Origin of the sequence: Saccharopolyspora montiporae, from assembly GCF_015209505.1 — a bacterium.
Lineage (GTDB): Bacteria > Actinomycetota > Actinomycetes > Mycobacteriales > Pseudonocardiaceae > Saccharopolyspora > Saccharopolyspora montiporae.
The window spans coordinates 139,287-157,144 of the sequence record NZ_JADEYC010000021.1; the positions used below are offsets into that span (position 1 = coordinate 139,287).

Annotated in this window: 15 protein-coding genes; 7 read left to right on the forward strand and 8 right to left on the reverse strand. The window is 70.7% G+C overall.

The window, feature by feature from the left end:
- Positions 1-3 precede the first annotated feature (3 nt).
- The 4 genes from IQ251_RS13905 to IQ251_RS13920 all read right to left on the reverse strand — a co-directional run bounded on the left by IQ251_RS13905 (position 4) and on the right by IQ251_RS13920 (position 3,945).
- Positions 4-624 carry a TetR/AcrR family transcriptional regulator gene (locus tag IQ251_RS13905; protein ID WP_193928984.1) on the reverse strand — a complete coding sequence of 207 codons (621 nt, stop codon included), beginning with the start codon at positions 622-624 and terminating at the stop codon, positions 4-6.
- Between the two features lie 91 nt (positions 625-715).
- The gene (locus IQ251_RS13910; RefSeq protein ID WP_193928985.1) at positions 716-1,483 is read right to left on the reverse strand and encodes an SDR family oxidoreductase; all 768 of its coding nucleotides are present in this window, start codon (positions 1,481-1,483) and stop codon (positions 716-718) included.
- Between the two features lie 3 nt (positions 1,484-1,486).
- Positions 1,487-2,242 (reverse strand): SDR family oxidoreductase, encoded by a 756-nt coding sequence (locus IQ251_RS13915; RefSeq protein ID WP_193928986.1) that lies wholly within the window; start codon positions 2,240-2,242, stop codon positions 1,487-1,489.
- Positions 2,239-3,945 carry an AMP-binding protein gene (locus tag IQ251_RS13920; RefSeq protein WP_228046804.1) on the reverse strand — a complete coding sequence of 569 codons (1,707 nt, stop codon included), beginning with the start codon at positions 3,943-3,945 and terminating at the stop codon, positions 2,239-2,241. Before IQ251_RS13920 ends, IQ251_RS13915 begins: the two co-directional genes overlap by 4 nt.
- A 254-nt stretch (positions 3,946-4,199) precedes the next feature.
- Between IQ251_RS13920 and IQ251_RS13925 the strand changes: the two genes are divergently transcribed.
- Both IQ251_RS13925 and IQ251_RS13930 read left to right on the forward strand, forming a co-directional pair.
- On the forward strand, positions 4,200-4,784 hold the full coding sequence (locus tag IQ251_RS13925; protein WP_193928987.1) for a DNA-binding protein: 585 nt from the start codon (positions 4,200-4,202) through the stop codon (positions 4,782-4,784).
- Positions 4,785-4,883: 99 nt separating this feature from the next.
- Positions 4,884-5,540: an RES family NAD+ phosphorylase gene (locus tag IQ251_RS13930; protein WP_193928988.1), complete on the forward strand. Its 657-nt coding sequence runs from the start codon at positions 4,884-4,886 to the stop codon at positions 5,538-5,540.
- Between the two features lie 73 nt (positions 5,541-5,613).
- Here IQ251_RS13930 and IQ251_RS13935 read toward each other — a convergent pair whose 3' ends face one another.
- Positions 5,614-6,618, reverse strand: a complete 1,005-nt coding sequence (locus tag IQ251_RS13935) for a TerC family protein (protein WP_193928989.1) — start codon at positions 6,616-6,618, stop codon at positions 5,614-5,616.
- 604 nt (positions 6,619-7,222) lie between these two features.
- Between IQ251_RS13935 and IQ251_RS13940 the strand changes: the two genes are divergently transcribed.
- Both IQ251_RS13940 and IQ251_RS13945 read left to right on the forward strand, forming a co-directional pair.
- A complete protein-coding gene (locus IQ251_RS13940; RefSeq protein ID WP_370591399.1) occupies positions 7,223-9,844 on the forward strand; it encodes an alpha/beta fold hydrolase in 2,622 nt (873 codons plus the stop codon).
- The gene (locus IQ251_RS13945; RefSeq protein ID WP_370591393.1) at positions 9,841-10,755 is read left to right on the forward strand and encodes an ABC transporter permease; all 915 of its coding nucleotides are present in this window, start codon (positions 9,841-9,843) and stop codon (positions 10,753-10,755) included. The genes IQ251_RS13940 and IQ251_RS13945 overlap by 4 nt, the downstream gene beginning before the upstream one ends.
- A gap of 504 nt (positions 10,756-11,259) precedes the next feature.
- Here the strand turns inward: IQ251_RS13945 and IQ251_RS13950 are convergent.
- Both IQ251_RS13950 and IQ251_RS13955 read right to left on the reverse strand, forming a co-directional pair.
- On the reverse strand, positions 11,260-11,622 hold the full coding sequence (locus IQ251_RS13950) for a hypothetical protein (RefSeq protein ID WP_193928991.1): 363 nt from the start codon (positions 11,620-11,622) through the stop codon (positions 11,260-11,262).
- A gap of 335 nt (positions 11,623-11,957) precedes the next feature.
- A complete protein-coding gene (locus tag IQ251_RS13955) occupies positions 11,958-12,560 on the reverse strand; it encodes a TetR/AcrR family transcriptional regulator (protein WP_193928992.1) in 603 nt (200 codons plus the stop codon).
- A 50-nt stretch (positions 12,561-12,610) separates the two neighbouring features.
- On the opposite strand from IQ251_RS13955, the gene IQ251_RS13960 reads away from it, so the two are divergent.
- Entirely contained in the window at positions 12,611-13,855 is a 1,245-nt protein-coding gene (locus tag IQ251_RS13960; protein WP_193928993.1) for a cytochrome P450, read from the forward strand.
- A gap of 188 nt (positions 13,856-14,043) precedes the next feature.
- A complete protein-coding gene (locus IQ251_RS13965) occupies positions 14,044-14,805 on the forward strand; it encodes a phytanoyl-CoA dioxygenase family protein (protein WP_193928994.1) in 762 nt (253 codons plus the stop codon).
- Between the two features lie 109 nt (positions 14,806-14,914).
- On the opposite strand, the gene uvrB is transcribed toward IQ251_RS13965, so the two are convergent.
- Positions 14,915-17,098: an excinuclease ABC subunit UvrB gene (gene uvrB, locus IQ251_RS13970; RefSeq protein WP_370591394.1), complete on the reverse strand. Its 2,184-nt coding sequence runs from the start codon at positions 17,096-17,098 to the stop codon at positions 14,915-14,917.
- Positions 17,099-17,244: 146 nt separating this feature from the next.
- On the opposite strand from uvrB, the gene IQ251_RS13975 reads away from it, so the two are divergent.
- Positions 17,245-17,679, forward strand: a complete 435-nt coding sequence (locus IQ251_RS13975; RefSeq protein WP_193928995.1) for an SPW repeat protein — start codon at positions 17,245-17,247, stop codon at positions 17,677-17,679.
- Positions 17,680-17,858: the final 179 nt, after the last annotated feature.

Consider the following 17,858-nt stretch of genomic DNA (forward strand, 5'->3'; position numbering starts at 1 on the left):
CGGTCAGCGACGCAGCGAGGCCAGCAGCAGATCGGCGAACTGCTCGCCGACCTGCTCACCGCTGAGCTCACCGTCCTTGCGGAACCAGGTGCCCAAGTGGTGCACCGCGCCGAAGAAGAAGTCCACGACGAGATCGGCGGACCGGTCGGCGCGGAACACCCCGTCGCGCTGGCCTTCCTCGATCAGCTCGCGCACCCGCTCGTGATAGCGACGCCGCTCCGCGCGCACCTCGGCCTGCTTGTCCGGGTGCAGCAGGTGCATGGAACGGAAGAAGATGACGGTGTCGTCCAGGTTGGCCGCCGTCGTGGCCACCACGTCGACCGCGACCGAGCGCAACCGCTCCTGGACCGGCGCCCGGCTGTCCGCGGCACTCTCCATCCGCGCCGTCTGCTCCCGCAGCAACCGCGCGTACACCTCGTAGAGCAAGTCGTCCTTGGAGCCGAAGTAGTGGTACATGGCCCCTTTGGTGACGCCGGCCGCGTCCACGATCTGCTGCACCGAGGTCATCTCGAAGCCCTGCTCGGCGAACAGCCTGGTGGCCATCGCCAGCAACCGCTGCGGTACGGGCTCGGCCGGTGCCGAGTCCTCCCGCGCATCCCCGCGGTCGTTGGCCGCCCGCGCCATGTGCACCTCCCCTGTACGGTCCCCACGCAGAGTATCGGCCGACCGGTTCGGCGCAGCGCGGGCGTCCGGCCCGCGAGTCCTACCGGGACGCTCAGCCGCCGATCTTGCGCTGCAGCTTGCGCATCCCGCCCTGCCAGCGCCCGGGATCGGTAGCGCGCAACGCGTAGTAGTCGCCCACCTCCGGATGCGGCAGGACGAGGAACCGCCCACTGTCCAGCGACTCGGCCACGAGGTCGGCGACCTGGGCCGGCTCCAGCGCCCCGGCGTCGAGCAGCGTCTCCCCCGCCGATCCGCTGCTGCCGAGCATGTCGGTGCGCACGCCCTGCGGGCACAGCGCCTGCACGGTCACACCCCGGTCGGCGTAGGTGACGGCCAGCCATTCGGCGAAGCCCAGCGCCGCGTGCTTGCTCACCGAGTAGGGCGCCGAGCCGAGCATGGTCAGCAGGCCGGCGGCCGACACGGTGGCCAGGAAGTGGCCGCTACCGCGTTCCAGCCAGTGCGGCAGCACCGCGCGGGCGGCCCGCACGTGCGCCATCACGTTGATCTCCCAGGACTTCGCCCACGCCAGCTCGTCGGCTTCCGGCCCACCGCCTTCGGCGATCCCGGCGTTGGCGCAGAAGAGGTCGATGCGCCCGTGCTCGTCCAGGGCGGCCCGCACCAGTCGTGCCGCGCCCTCTTCTCCGGCGACGTCGCCGACGACGGCCATGCCACCGGTCTCCGCGGCGACCCGGCGCAGGGCGTGCTCGTCGACGTCGGCGAGCACCAGGTGCGCACCCAGTTCGGAGAACTTCCTGCTCATCGCGGCACCGATGCCGTTGGCGGCACCGGTGACGACGACGACCTCACCCCGCGGCCGCATGCCTCACACCCCTCCGGTCAGCGTCACGCCGCCGTCGAGCACGAGGATCTGCCCGGTGATCCAGGAAGCTTCCTCGGACAGCAGGAACGCCGCAGCACCGCTGATGTCACCGGGAACACCGAGCCGCTTGAGCGGGTACTGGGCGGCGACCTCGTCCTCGCGGTCCTCGTACAGCGCGCTGGCGAACTGGGTCTTGACCACGGCCGGTGCGATGCCGTTGATCCGCACGTCCGGCCCCAGCTCCACGGCCAGTTCCTGGGTCATGTGCTTGAGCATCGCCTTCGTGGCGCCGTAGTAGCCGATCCCCGGTGCGGGTTTCAGCCCGGCCACCGAAGAGACGTTGAGCACCGAACCGCCGTGCTCGGCCATCCACGCCTTGTGCACCTGCTGGGTCCAGGACAGCGCAGCCAGCACGTTGACCTCGAAGGTCTTGCGGGCGATGCCGTGGTCCAGCTCGATGAGCGGACCGTAGGCGGGGTTGATGCCGGTGTTGTTGACCAACATGTCCACCCGGCCGAAGGTGTCCAGCACCTGCTGGATCGCATCGGCCTGGTGCTGCTCGTCGTCGGCCTTGCCCGCCACCCCGATGGCGTTGGCCGAGCCGCCGAGCACGTCCACGGCCTCGGCCAGTGGTTCCGGCTTGCGGGCGGTCAGGCACACCTTGGCGCCCTCGGCGACGAGCTGTTCGGCGATGCCGAGCCCGATACCCCGGCTGGCTCCGGTCACGATCGCGACCCGGCCGTCAAAACGCTTGCTCATCGGCTTCCTTCCTCGTGTTGGGGTGCGGCTGCCGCGGGATCAGGCCGATATCCGCGGAGCTCGCGCCGCAGGATCTTGCCCGTCGCGGTCTTGGGCAGCTCGCCGAGCACCTCGACGGTGCGCGGGTACTTGTAGGCGGCCATCCGCTGCTTGCAGAAGTCGACGAACTCCTCCGGCTCGGCGCTGTGCTCGCCGCGCAGGCTCACGTACGCCTTGACGGTCTCGCCGCGGTACTGGTCGGGCACGCCGACGACCGCGACCTCGCGCACGGCCGGATGCGTGTAGAGCACGTCCTCGACCTCGCGCGGCCAGACCTTGAACCCGGAGGCGTTGATCATGTCCTTCTTGCGGTCGACGACGTAGAACCAGCCCTGCGCGTCCATGAACCCGACGTCGCCGGTGTGCAACCGCCCGTCCCGGATGCCCGCGGCGGTCTCCTCCGGCTTGTTCCAATAGGCCGGCACCACCGGGGGTCCTTCGATGACGATCTCGCCGACCTCGCCCTGCGGCAGGTCCTCACCGACGTCGTCGACGATGCGCACCACGGTGTTGAAGGTGGGGATCCCGACGCTGAGCGTCCCGGAGTCCTCGTCGACCGGGGCTTCCAGGTGGGCGGGCACGGAGGTGGCGGTCGCGCTGGTCTCGGTGAGCCCGTACCCGTTGTGCACGTAGTGGCCGAACCGCTCGCGGAAGCTCTCCACCACCGCCGACGGCAGCGGCGCCCCGCCGGAGTAGACGAGGTCCAGCGAGGCGAAGTGCTCCCGGTCGGCCTTCGGGTGGTTCATCAGCGCCATGTAGGCGGTCGCCGGGCCGATCATGTAAGCCGGGCGGTGCTCGGCGAGCGCGTCCAGCACGACGCCCGGTTCGAACCGGTGCACCAGGTCGAGCCGTCCGCCCAGCGCCAGTGCGGCGCCGAACTGGCAGACCATCCCGGTGATGTGGAACAGCGGCGCCAGCGCGAACACGCCCGACCCGTCCTGCTCCCCCCGGGTCCGCGCGCGGAAGCCCTCGGAGTTGAACACCAGGTTGCCGTGCGTGTTCGTGGCGCCCTTGGGCACCCCGCTGGTGCCGGAGGTGTAGACGAGCAGCGCGATGTCGTCGGCGTCCGGATCGGCGCGCGGCACGGGAGAACCGGCCCCGGCGCGGGCGACGTCGAGCAGATCGGCGCACTCCGGCGCGGGCCTGCGCGACGATGATCCCAGCACCCGCTCGTCATCGCGGGTCTGCAGGTCGAGTTCGCTGGTGGTCAGCACGGTGCTGATCCCGGCGGGGCCGGCGAGCTCGGCCAGCACGTCGTGCCAGCCCTGCTCGGAGGAGACCGCGGCCACGGGCTGCGCGTCGCCGAGGATGCGGGTCAGCTCGTGGCTGCGGTACATCGGGTTGAGCGGCACGACGATGGCTCCGCACTTCCACCCCGCCAGCAGGGCGATCACGAACTGCGGGATGTTCTGCAGGTACACCGCGAGCCGGTCGCCGCCGGCCAGTCCGCGCTCGGCGAGGTGCGCGGCGACGCCGTCGCTGAGCTCGTCGAGCTCGCGGTAGGTCAGCTGCGCATCGAAGTAGGTCACCGCGACCCGGTCCGGGTGCTGCCCGCACGTGTCGGCGAACAGTTGCAGCATGTTGCCGAACCGCGGTTCGAGCCACGTCGGGATCTGCTCCTCGTACAGCGCGAGCCACGGTCGCTCGTCATACACGCTGCCCAACACGCCACCTCCCATCAAGACCGACCAGTCGGTACGCCCAGTCAACGGCGCGTCCCCGGCCCACGTCAACCCTCCGCCCGAACGACAGCGCGCAGGCAGCGAACACCCGCCCAGGGGCTTGCGCTTCGCGGGCGTGCGGGGCACTGAACCGATCATTGATTACGGTGCGCTTTTCACGTACTGCAAACAGTGATAATCTGCGCCAAGCGCACGCTGGCGCACACTTCGCGGCCGGAACGCGCTACGCTGGGCCCATGTCAGCTGCGCTGGAGACCGTGCTGGCCCGCGCCGGATTAAAGGTCACCGCCACCGAGTTCCTGTCGCTGGTCGAGGACGCCGCACGACGGCTCACCTCGCCGCAGGTCGACCCGGCGGCCCACTTCACCGAGCGCGAGCGCCTGGCCCTGGCCGACAGCGGCCTCGATCTCGCCCCCCTGGAAACAGCGGAAGCCGACCCGCGGGCGCGTGCCGTCGCCGAACAGGCCGTGCTGCGGGACACGGCGCTGACGGTGGGCCAAGCCGCCGCCCGCATCGGGGTGGACGCGAGCCGGATCCGGCACCGCATCGGCGAGCGAAGACTGCTCGGCTGGAAGGATCGCGGCGGCTGGCGACTGGCGGCCTGGCAGTTCACCGAGGACGGCGTGCTGCCCGGTCTGGACGTGGTGCTGGCGGCGATGCCCGCGGACCAGCCCGCGCTGGTGCTGGCGAACTTCATGACCACCGCCCAAGCCGACCTGGAGATGGGCGACCGGCCCGCCACCCCGCGCGAATGGCTGCTCTCCGGCGGCGATCCGCACCCGGTGGCCGAGCTCGCCTCGACCCTCGGCACCCCGGCCTGACCAGGGGCGAGCCCGGACCGCACCGCGCACCGCGACCGCCCGCCCGGCGGTCCGCGGCGCGCCGGTCCCCGCCCGGCGAATCGGAGACCCAGGACCACCATGGCCCGGCTACCCCAGCCACCCGCGCCCGCGGTGCTGCAGGCGATGCTGCGCCGCACCGAAGACGTGATCGCGGTGCCGTGCGGCACGCGGCTGGCGCGGGTGTTCACCTCCGGCGGCAACCACCCGCAGGACTGGAACACCTTCCGCTACGCCGGGCCGCTGCCGCACGCCCGGTTCGACCCGCACCTGCCGGACAGCCAGGGCGGGCCGACCGTGACCCGCGAGCACGGGGTGCTCTACTTCTCGCTGTCGGTGCGCACCTGCGTGGCCGAGGTGTTCCAGGCGACGTCCACAGTGGACCGACGGACGCGCAGTCCGCAGCTGGTCGTGTTCCGCCCGCGCCGCACGCTGCGGTTGCTGGACCTCAGCGGGCTGTGGCCCACCCGCGTCGGGGCCTCGCAGGCGATCAGCAACGGAGCCAAGGAACGCACCCGGGCCTGGTCGCGCGCGATCCGCGCGGCCTACCCGGAACTGGACGGGCTCTGGTACCGATCGTCGATGGACGCCGGCAAACCCTCGCTGTGCCTGTGGGATCCGCCCGCAGCCACCGCGCTGCCCGACTCCCCGGACGTCCTGCTCCCCCTGAGCCACCCGGGCCTGGACGTGCCGCTGGGCCGAGTGTGCACCGACCTCAGCTACACCCTGCTGGACTGAGCCGAGCGTTGGAGCAGGACTTGCGGGGCGGTTCCGCTACCGGCACCGCCCCGCGAGCCCTTGTACGACCGGGTCAGGCCTGTTCGGCGGCGTCTCGTTTGGACTTGGCCAGGCTGGCCCAGGTGGTCACCGCCAGGACCACGACGATGACGCCCAGCGAGAGCCAGTTGGAGATCTCCAGCCACTCGGGCACCAGGTGGTACTCGTGCAGCGCGTGCAGCACCAGCTTGACGCCGATGAAACCGAGGATGACCGCCAGGCCCACCGACAGGTAGACGAGCTTGTCGACCAGCCCGCCGAGCAAGAAGTAGAGCTGGCGCAGCCCCATCAGCGCGAAGGCGTTGGCGGCGAACACCAGGAACGGTTCCTGGGTGATGCCGAAGATGGCCGGGATCGAGTCCACCGCGAACAGCAGGTCGGCGCTGCCGATGGCCACGATCACCACGAACATCGGGGTGAGGAAGCGCTTGCCGTCGATGCGCACGGTGGACTTGGCGCCGTGGTAGTCGTCGGTGACCGGGAACGCCTTGCGCACCCAGCGCACGACGGCGTTCTCCTTGTACTCCTCGTCCTCGTCCTTCTTGCGGACCATGCTCACGGCCGTGTACAGCAGGATCCCGCCGAAGATGAAGAAGATCCAGACGAACCGCTCGATGAGCGCGGCCCCGGCGAAAATGAACACTCCTCGCATGAGCAGCGCGAGAACGATACCGATCAGCAGCACGCGGTGCTGGTGGATCGACGGCACCGCGAAACTGGACATGATCACCATGAAGATGAACAAGTTGTCCACGCTCAGCGAGTACTCGGTGATGTAACCGGTGAAGTACTCGACCGCGAAATGCGCATCACCGAAAAACCAGACACCGAGCCCGAACAGGATCGCGCACACCACGTAGAACACGACCCAGCGAGCGGCTTCACCGGTGGTGACCTCGTGCGGTTTGCGATCGACGATCACCAGGTCCAGCAGCAGCAGCACGACGAGACCGCCCAGCGTGGCGAGCCAGACCCACCACGGCACATCGAGCCGGTCGGGTCTTGCGGCCTGTGCGAGCAGCAGCACATCGGCGCTCAATGTCACAACCTCCGGTTTCCGGGCGTGCGCCAACCACCGGAGGTCTCTCCCACCGGCGCATCAGCCGGCCGACGGTACCGGGAAAACGTGCGGACGCACTGCGTCCCGCAAACAATTCCGTGATGACGACACCGCCGCGAAGGAATACTCCCCTCCACGATTTCGACACGGATTCTTGCGCATCCCGCACGCAGCGCACCAGGCGGGGCGCCCCGGGAGAGGCGGAGACCACCGCCGCACCGGCCGGAACCGGGCCGACTCGGCGAAACCGGGATGGTTGCCGCGCGGCGTGTTGTGGGTATGATCACGCGGTCCGGCGATGACCGGACCCGCACGCGGGGATGCGGCTGCACCGGAGAACCGGACACATCGGGTGCCGAGTTTCTGTTTGGTCTCCGGTCGGTAGCGTCTTGCCTTCGCTCGCGTCTGGAAGAAACCGGTGCCCTCGTCGTCCCCTAATGTCGGAGGAGTGTCCACCTCCCCGCGCCGCCGCACCGGCCTCGCCCTGGTCGTCCTGCTGTGCGTCGCCGCCATCGCGCTCGCCGCGACGGCCTGGCCCGGCGACGACGAGCCGCACGCCGCCCCTGCCCCACCCCGGGAGGCCATGCTCGACGTGCTGGACGGGCCGGACGGGTCCGAGCGGGTGCAGATCGACGTCACGCTGCACGCCCCGGCCGAAACGCCGGCTCCCGCGGTGCTGCTCGCGCACGGGTTCGGCGGGGACAAGCACGACGTGGCCGAGCAGGCCCGCTCCCTGGTGGCCCGCGGTTTCACCGTGCTCACCTACTCCGCGCGCGGGTTCGGCGACAGCACCGGGCGCATCGCGCTGAACTCCCCCGAGTACGAGGTCGCCGACGCCCGTCAGCTGCTGGACTGGATGGCCCGCCAGCCCGAGGTGCTGCGCGATGCCGACGGCGACCCGCGGGTCGGCGTCACCGGCGACTCCTACGGGGGCGCGCTGAGCCTGCTGCTGGCCGGTAGCGACCCGCGGGTGGACGCCATCGCGCCCGTGATGACCTACAACGACCTGAACCGGGCGCTGCTGCCCAACGCCGCCCAGCCGGACACCGCCGAGCCCGGCGTGTTCAAGCAGGCGTGGGCGGGCCTGCTGTTCGCCGCGGGCAACCACTCGCGCCCGTCCGTACCGCCGAACGCCACCGAGCGCACCGCTGCCGACGCCGGTCCGACGACTCCGCCACCGCAGAGCTGCGGCAACTTCACCTCCCGGGTCTGCCGGGCCTATGCCGAGCTCGCCCGCACCGGTCGGGCCGGGCCGGACACGCAACGCCTGCTGCACGACATCTCCCCGAAGCGGGTCACCGGCGACATCGACGCCCCGACCCTGCTCGTGCAGGGCCAGCGGGACACGCTGTTCGGGCTCGACCAGGCCGATGCCAACGCGCGGCAGATCACCGCGGCCGGCGGACTGGTCAAGACCATCTGGTGGAACGGCGGGCACGACGGGGATCCGCCGGACGCCGAGCTGCGCGGGAAGATCGCCGACTTCCTGGCGTTCCACCTGGACGCGGGCCCGGTTCCGGACCCGGGCACCGGGTTCGAGTACACCGTGGCCGGGCAGGCGCACCGCGACGACGACGCGCCCGCGCGCCAGGTCGCCGTCCCCACCTACCCCGGCCTGCACGGCACGACGGCCGAACCGCAGCGCTTCCCGCTGCTGGGTCCACCGACCCGCGTGATCAACCCGCCCGGCGGTGTTCCGGCCGCCACCAGCTCGCTGCCGGGTGTGCAGCGGGACGGCCGCGGTACCGAGGACACCGCCACCGACCTACCCGGCCAGGTCGCCTCGTTCGCCACCGCCCCGCTGGACGAGCAGGTCGTGGTCGCCGGCACACCGCGGACCCGCATCTCGGTGGCGGCGGTGCCCGGGCAGCCCGCCTCCCGCGACGCGGTGCTGTTCGCCAAGCTCTACGACGTGTCCCCGGAAGGGCAGCGCACGCTGCTCGGCGATGCGGTGGCTCCGCTGCGCGTCCCCGACCTCCCGCCGGACGGCACCCCGGTGCAGACCGATGTGCTGCTGCCGGGCGTGGTGCACCCGGTCGAGGCAGGCCACCGGATCGAGCTGGCGGTCAGCAGCACCGACCAGGCGCACGCGCTGCCGGAAGAGCCCGCGGTGCACCGGATCGGCGCGGCACCGGGCGCGGCACTGACCGTCCCGTCGGTGCCGGGTTCGGGCAGCGGGGCGGTGCTGCCGGTGGTCGCGCTGGCGGGACTGGCCGGGATCGGCGGCTTCTGGCTGCTGGTGTGGTTGTGCTCGCTGGTCGCGCGCCGGGCGCGCGGGCGCGCCGATCCGGAGCTGGAGGAGGTCCCGCTCGACGTGACCGGACTCGGCACGAGCCCGGGTCGCGGGACCGCCGCCGTACAGGACCTCTCGCTGCGGGTGGAGCGCGGTCAGGTGGTCGGTCTGCTCGGTCCCAACGGCGCGGGCAAGACGACGGCGCTGCGCATGGTGCTCGGGTTGGTCCGACCCAAAACCGGTCGCATCCGGGTGTTCGGCCACCGGGTCCGGCCCGGCGCGCCGGTGCTGTCCCGGGTGGGTTCGCTGGTGGAGGGACCCGGATTCCTGCCGCACCTGTCCGGAGTGGACAACCTCCGCCAGCACTGGGCGGTGACCGGCCGCCCGCCCGCGCAAGCCGGGCTGGACGAGGTGCTGCGCATCGCCGGGCTGGACGAGGAAGCCGGCCGCAAGGTGCGCACCTACAGCCGGGGCATGCAGCAGCGGCTGGTGCTGGCACAGGCCATGCTGGGACTGCCCGATCTGCTCGTCCTGGACGAACCGGCCAACGGGCTGGACCCGCCGCAACTGCACCGGATGCGCGAGATCCTGCACCGCTACGCCGAATCCGGCCGCGCCGTGCTCGTGTCCAGTCACCTGCTGTCCGAAGTGGAGCAGACCTGCACGCACGCGGTGGTGCTGCACCGCGGGCGCGCGGCCGCCTCCGGCACGGTCGCCGAGCTGGTCTCCGCCGAAGGCGCGGTGTCCTTCCAGGTCGACGAGGCGCAGCTGGCTGTCGAATCGCTGCGCAGCCTGGAAGGCGTCGGCGACGTGCGGGCCGAAGCCGGCCGGGTGCACGCCGACCTGGGCAGGCACCCGGTTCCGGTCGCGGTGAACACGCTGGTCGAAGCCGGGATCGCCGTGCACCGGGTCGAACCGCGTCGGCGGCTGGAGGACGCGTTCCTGCAACTGGTCGGGGAGGATCAGGCGTGACCGAGGACACCCCCGCCGAACAGGCCGGGAGCGACGAGCGGGCCCTGGCGCGCAGGGCGGGGAACCTGCGCGTCCAGCGGGACGGCAGCGTCGAGGGCTACCGGATCGGGCGGACGCTGCGGCTGCGGGTGGAGCTGGCCCGCCAGCTGCGCCGGCGTCGCACCCGGCTGATCCTGGGTGCGCTGGCGGTCCTGCCGCTGCTGTTGCTGCTGGCCTTCGAGGTCGGCGACGACGGTTCCGGCGGCAGCACGGCGGATGCGGCGACATCGAGCGGACTGGGCTTCACCGCGTTCGTGCTGACGGCCTCCACCGGTTTCCTGCTCGTGGTGGCGGTGGCGCTGCTGTTCGGCGACGCGGTCTCGTCCGAAGCCTCCTGGGGATCGTTGCGCTACCTGCTGGCCGCACCCGTACCGCGGCTGCGCCTGCTGCGGCAGAAGGCCGCCGTGGCGGCGCTGCTGGGGCTGCTCGGCATGGGGCTGCTCATGTCGGTGGCGCTGGGCGCCGGGCTGTTCTGGTACGGCACGGGTGACCTGCTCACCGGCACCGGCGAGACGGTCGACTTCGTGGCCGGGCTGATCCGGGTGGCGCTGGCCTGCGGCTACGTGGCCGTGCAGCTGAGCTGGGTGGCCGGTCTGGCGCTACTGCTGTCGGTGAGCACCGATGCGCCGTTGGGCGCGGTCGGCGGGACGGTGGCGGTGTCGATCGTGTCGCAGATCCTGGACCAGATCGAGGTGCTCGGACAGCTGCGCGGTTACCTGCCGACGCACTTCTCCCGCGCCTACGCGGATCTGCTCAACCCGGACATCGACTGGACGGACATGACGCGTGGTGCGTTCAGCGCACTGGCCTACGCGACGGCGTTCACGGTGCTGGCCGGCTTGCGGTTCCACCGCAAGGACATCACCAGCTGAGCGCTGCCCCGCAGGGCCCGCGGCACGTGCCACCGCGGGCCCCGGGACCGGCCCCGAGAGCAGGGGTCGATACCCCGGGGCCGGCGCCCACCCGCCGCAGTTGCGGGTACCGCCGATCTTGCCCGTTGCCGCGCCCGCACAACACCCACCGCGCACCGCTCGCCCCGTCCCGGCGCGGCCTCCGGGCGGCTGACCGGCCACGTCCCGCTGCCCGTCCCGGCGCGTCTTTCAAATGGCGGAAAAATCAGCGGAACCGGACTCCGGTGGCGGTCGGACCAGGCGCACCGGACCGGCAGCGGTCCGCTCTCCGTCCACGGTGGACGGCGATGTGCTCACCGTCCTCCTCCGGGCAATCCGCGGTGCGGAGAACGATCGTGGCCGACGATGACGACCGCGTCCTCATCGCCGGCGCGCGGTCTCGGCCCCTGCACGCGCATCGACGCTGGGCTCGCCGTAGTCGCGACCGCCTCCCGTCGTAGGACCGACTTCCCTGCGACGCGATCGTCAACTGCGGCGAAACACCGCCCGCACATGAGTGCGTGCCCGCCGCCAGGGCCCGGTGACATCGACCGGATTGCCTTCCCTGCTCCGCGCCCGCGCATACCCCGCACCACCCACGATCAGCACGGTGGCCAGCGCGCCGGCTCCGATGGCCCGGACAAGGGGCGGCCACAGCGGGATGCTCACGAAGAAGAGGGAGAAGCAGTAGAGCAATCGCGTCGACCAGTCCCACCGCTGCGAATGCGGTGCCTCCGCCCACGCCTGGCGGATCGGGCGGTGATCCGGCTGCTTGGACCACACCACCACGGTCGCCACCGCAATGGCCACCAGGGCTCCACCCAGGACGGCCACCGTGGTGATCGCCACCGTTCGATCATCTTCCACCCGTACACCCCCCGGACGGACGGTGGAGCCGCGGCGGGCTCGTCCCGGTCAGCTCCGTGCTCATCCGCGCCACAGTGCGTCCCGCCGTACTCGACGGCAAACGAGCCACCCACCCCGGGTGCGCAACACCACGCCTGGCAGCACACGCGGTGCTGGGTCCGGCCGCCGCGGTGATGGCCCCGAGGCGCGCCGACCCTCAAGCAGCGCGGTGGGATGACGCAGCACGTGGTCCCGACGCGTCGCGGGCGCAGCCTCGCATCGCACGGCGCGGGTCAGACCCCGCGGTCTTCGACGCGATCTTCACCGGCGCACCACACCTAGCGCAACGCGGGCGCGAGCCAGCGTTGCAGGTAGGCACGCAGCTCGGCACCCGACCGGGGCGGCTCACCGGGATCCAGGACCAGCGACTGCAGCGTGCGCAGCAGGTGCTCCACCAGTTCGCGCTGCCTGCCTTCGTCCCAACCCAGCGCTTCCCAATCGATGCCGAACCCGGCGATCAGGTTCCGGCCGATGTCGATCGAGGAGGTCGCGGTCAGGTTGGCGACGGTGCCACTCATCCGACCGGGGGCGAGCAGGCGGTTCAACGCCGGGTTGTCGCGGAGGTTCTCGAAGACGTAGGCGACGACCTCGACCGCCGCGTCCCCGGCATCCCCGTCGGTCGCGGCGAGGTGTGCCCGGACGTGCTCGACCAGGTCTCCCGCGAGCTCGGCGACGGCCTGGGTCGCGGCGGCGTTGAGCAGGTCCTCGGTCGCCGGGAAGTAGCGGTACACCGTTTGCCGGGTCACCCCGAGCCGCTCGGCGATCTCGGCGGTGCTGGTGGTGCCGAACTCGGCCAGCCGCTGCCGGGTCGCGTCCAGGATCCGCGCGCGGGCTTCGGTGGCGTCCACCGGCGGACTACCGGCCCATCCATGCGCTCGCATGACGTCAGCATGGCATTCCATACACTTTCCGTCTTGTGTATGGTCAGGCTATGGCTAGCTCGCTGCCCTCCGGCTTCGACTTCACCGACCCCGACCTCAACCTCGCGGGGATACCCCACGAGCAGTTCGCCGCCCTGCGCCGCAGCGCCCCGGTCCACTGGGTCGAGCAGGAACCCTCGGCATGCGCCGGCATGTCCGAGGAGTCCGGCACCGGCTACTGGGCCGTGACCAAGCACGCCGACATCCTGGCCGTCTCCAAGAACAGCGCCGTGTTCAGCAACCGGGCGAACGCGGCGATCATCCGCAACCCGGAGACCTCCACCCGGGAATCCATCGAGATGACCAAGGTGGTGATCATCAACCAAGATCCCCCTGCGCACACCCAGCTGCGCAAGATCATCAGCCGCGGCTTCACCCCTCGCGTCCTCAAGACTCTGGAGGGTGCGCTGCGGGAGCGCGCCCGCCGGATCGTCGGCGAAGCCGTCGAGAACGGCGAGGGCAACTTCGTCGACCAGATCGCCGCGCAATTACCGCTCGAAGTGATCGGCGACATGCTCGGCGTCCCGGCCGAGGATCGGCGGAAGATCTTCGACTGGACCAACCAGATGACCGGATCCGAGGACCCCGACCTGGCGCGCGCGGACAACGACGCCGAAGCAGCCGCGACCGAAGTGCTCACCTACTCGATGGGCCTGGCCGCGGACCGGCGCGAAAACCCGCGCGACGACATCGTCACCAAGCTCGTCAACGCCGACGTCGACGGGCGAGGCCTCACCGACGACGAGTTCGGCTTCTTCGTCATCGCCCTGGCCGTAGCCGGCAACGAGACCACCCGCAACGCCACCGCCCACGGCATGAACGCCTTCTTCGACAACCCCGAGCAGTGGGAACTGTGGAAGAGCGAGCGGCCGACCACCATGATGGACGAGGTCACCCGCTGGGCGACCCCGGTCATCTCCTTCCAGCGCACCGCGCTCGACGACATCGAGCTCAACGGCAGCATGATCGAGAAGGGCCAGCGGGTCGGCCTGTTCTACGCCAGCGCCAACCACGACGAGGAGGTCTTCACCGATCCGTTCACGTTCGACATCACCCGCGACCCGAACCCGCACCTCGCCTTCGGCGGGCAGGGAGTGCACTACTGCATCGGCGCCAACCTGGCCCGGATGGAGATCCGCCAGATCTTCGACGCCGTCGCCGACATGGCCCCGGGGGTTCGCCGTGCCGGCGAAGCCAAGCGGCTCCGCTCCGGGTGGCTGAACGGGATCAAGGAACTTCCCGTCCGCTACGGATGAATCTCCGCGCTGCCGTCGCCGGAAGCGCCCGGCGTACCAGGCGAACCCGAGCACCGCCCGTCCGGCGACGGCCGCGGCGCGGAGAGGACCGGAGCCGACGTGGATGGGGTCCGATGTGGACTCGCGCCGAAAACGCGTTGCACCTTCCGCCCGCCCTCCCCGAGGATGGCCGCGAAGGGGAGGTACGCATGTCACTCACGGCCGAGCAGGTCGAGCAGTTCGTCACCGACGGCTTCGTCAAGATCGAGCGGGCGTTCCCCACCGAGGCCGGACGGCGCTGCACCGACGAGCTGTGGGCGGCGACCGGGTGCGCGCGGGACGATCCCTCGACCTGGACCGAGCCCGTCGTGCGGCTGGGCGGGTTCGCGACTCCCCCGTTCCAGGAAGCCGCCACGACCACAACGCTGCACGAGGCGTTCGACCAGCTCGTCGGCACGGGACGGTGGGTGCCCCGCGACGGCCTGGGCACGTTCCCCGTCCGCTTTCCCAGCACCGCGGAACCCGGCGACGACGGATGGCACGTCGAGGCGAGCTTCGCGGGCCCGCAGGGGGAGGGCAGGCTCAACCTCCGCTCCCGCGAACGCGCCCTGCTCATGCTGTTCCTGTTCTCCGACATCGGCCCGGACGACGCCCCGACGCGGATCCGGGTCGGCTCGCATCTGGACGTGCCCCCGCTCCTGGAACCCGGCGGGGACGAGGGCCGCGAGTGGCTGCCGCTGTGCCAGGAGGCCGACGCGGCTTCCGAGCACCGCCCGGTCACGTCGGCCACCGGCACCCTCGGCGACGTCTACTTGTGCCACCCGTTCCTGGTGCACGCCGCGCAGCCGCACCGCGGGCGCGAGCCCCGCTTCCTGGCGCAACCGCCGCTGCACCAGGAAGGGCTGCTCGATCTGCGGGCCGAGCAGCCGACCCCGGTGGCCCGAGCCGTGCTCGACGGTCTCCGGCAGTAGCCTCCGTGCTCTCACTCGCGCGGATCCTGCGCCGGCGCGAGCACCAGAACGCCCGCAGCGGCACCGATTCGCCGCGAAGGCCACCGGGAGACCAGGGTCCCGGTGATCCCTACTCGATACCGGCTGCGTCCATGCCGCGGAGTTCCTTCTTCAGGTCCTGGATCTCGTCGCGCAGCCGGGCCGCGAGCTCGAACTGCAGCTCGCGGGCCGCGTTGACCATCTGGTCGTTGAGCTGCTGCACCAGATCGGCCAGCTCGGCGCGCGGCATCGACTTGATGTCCCGGTCCTCCAGCACACCCGCGCTGGCCACGCCCTCCCCGGTCGGCTTCTTGCCGCGGGAGGTGTTGCGGCCCGAACCGCCGACCTCCACCGACTCCTCGGTGTCCTCGGACTCGGTGTAGACCCGGTCGAGGATGTCGGCGATCTCCTTGCGCAGCGGCTGCGGATCGATGCCGCGTTCCTCGTTGTAGGCGATCTGCTTGGCACGCCGGCGGTTCGTCTCGTCGATCGCATGCTGCATCGAGTCGGTGACCGTGTCCGCGTACATGTGCACCTGGCCGGAGACGTTGCGCGCCGCGCGGCCGATCGTCTGCACGAGGCTGGTCCCGGAACGCAGGAACCCCTCCTTGTCGGCGTCCAGGATGGACACCAGCGATACCTCCGGCAGGTCCAGCCCCTCGCGCAGCAGGTTGATGCCGATCAGCACGTCGTAATCGCCGAGCCGCAGCTGTCGCAGCAGTTCCACCCGGCGCAGGGTGTCCACTTCGGAATGCAGGTACCGCACCCGGATGCCGAGTTCGAGCAGGTAGTCGGTGAGGTCCTCGGCCATCTTCTTGGTCAGCGTGGTGACCAACACCCGCTCGTCGCGGTCGGCCCGCGTGCGCACCTCGTGCACCAGGTCGTCGATCTGGCCCTCGGTGGGCTTGACCACCACCTCCGGGTCGACCAGACCGGTCGGCCGGATCACCTGCTCCACGAACTCGCCGCCGGCCCGACCCATCTCGTACGGGCCGGGCGTAGCGGACAGGTACACGGCCTGACCGATCCGGTCGCTGAACTCCTCCCAGGTCAGCGGGCGGTTGTCCAGGGCGCTCGGCAGCCGGAAACCGTGCTCGACCAGGGTGCGCTTGCGCGAGGCGTCGCCTTCGAACATGCCGCCGATCTGCGGAACGGTCACGTGCGACTCATCGATGATGAGCAGGAAGTCGTCCGGGAAGTAGTCCAGCAGCGTCGCCGGGGCCGATCCCGGGGCGCGCTGGTCGATGTGCCGCGAGTAGTTCTCGATGCCCGAGGTGAACCCGACCTGGCGCATCATCTCCACGTCGTACTGGGTGCGCATGCGCAGCCGCTGCGCCTCCAGCAGCTTGTTCTGCTGCTCCAGGTGTTCCAGCTGCTCGCCGAGCTCCGCCTCGATATCGGCGATGGCCTTTTCCATGCGCTCCGGACCGGCCACGTAGTGCGTGGCGGGGAAGATCCGCAACGACTCCACTTCGCGGACGATCTCCCCGGTCAGCGGGTGCAGGTAGTACAACCGGTCGATCTCGTCGCCGAAGAACTCGGCGCGCACCGCCAGCTCCTCGTAGGCGGGGATGATCTCCACGGTGTCGCCGCGCACCCGGAACGTCCCGCGGGCGAAGGAGATGTCGTTGCGGGTGTACTGCACGTCGACCAGCGCGCGCAGGAACACGTCGCGATCGATCTCGCCGCCGACCGCCAGCTCGATGGAGCGGTCCAGGTACGACTGCGGCGTACCCAGACCGTAGATGCAGGACACCGAGGACACGACCACGCAGTCCCGCCGGCTGAGCAGGTTCGACGTGGCCGAGTGGCGCAGCCGCTCCACGTCCTCGTTGATCGAGGAGTCCTTCTCGATGTAGGTATCGGTCTGCGGGACGTAGGCCTCGGGCTGGTAGTAGTCGTAGTAGCTGACGAAGTACTCGACCGCGTTGTTCGGGAAGAACCCGCGCAGCTCGTTGGCCATCTGCGCGGCCAGCGTCTTGTTCGGCTCCAGCACGAGCGTCGGCCGCTGCACCCGCTCCACCAGCCAGGCCGTGGTGGCCGACTTGCCGGTACCGGTGGCCCCGAGCAGCACCACGTTCGTCTCGCCGCGGTTGATGCGCCCTTCCAGATCCTCGATGGCCTGGGGCTGGTCACCGGCGGGCTGGTAGTCGCTGACCACCTCGAACCGGCCCGCCGAGCGCGGGATGTCACCGACCGGCCGGAACTCGGAGTGGGCCAGCACACCCGCCGGGGTCCCGTGCTCGTCGGGCTCGTACTCAGTCGCGAATGCCACGACACCAGCCTACGAGCAACCGCCGACATCGTGCTCCCGGCGCCGGATGTCCCCGGACGAGGGAATATCGACTAGCCCGTACGGGGTGCTCGCGCGGCGACCCAGTCGCACAATGGAGGTCTCACCCCGCGCTGGAGGTGGTAGCCATGTCAACGAGGACTCCGATCGCCGGGCACCCCGACCTCACCGAAATCCGCCAGCGCTACGAAGCGGCAGCGGAGACGCCGACCGCGCAGGTAGCAGTGGGGATGACGATGCTGGCCGGGTTGTTCGTGGCCTTGTCGCCGTGGATCACCGGATTCAGCGCCGCGACCCCGTCGTTGGCGTTGAACAACCTGGTCATCGGCTTGGCCGCGGCGGTACTCGCGTTGTCCTTCGCGGCCGCGTACCAGCACACGCACGGCATCGCCTGGACGTGCCCGGTGCTGGGAGCCTGGACCGTGGTGTCCGTGTTCGTGATGAGCGGAACCGCCCTCACGGCCACCACCGTGCTGAGCAATGTCATCGGCGGAGCAGTCCTGGTCCTGGCCGGAGCAGGCCTGATGGGCTCGGCCATGACATCGCGCAGCCGCAACACCTGATCCCGACGAGAACGGAGGTGAGCGACGCCAGTGCTGACTAGATCGCGGGCGCGGCGCTCCTCCGGGAACGCTGCGCCCGCTCTTTAATGGGGCACCGCTCTTTAACGGGGCACCGCTCCGCATGGGCGGACCGCTCATCGACCACCGTCCACCGCAGGACTCGGGCGCGCGCCCCACGG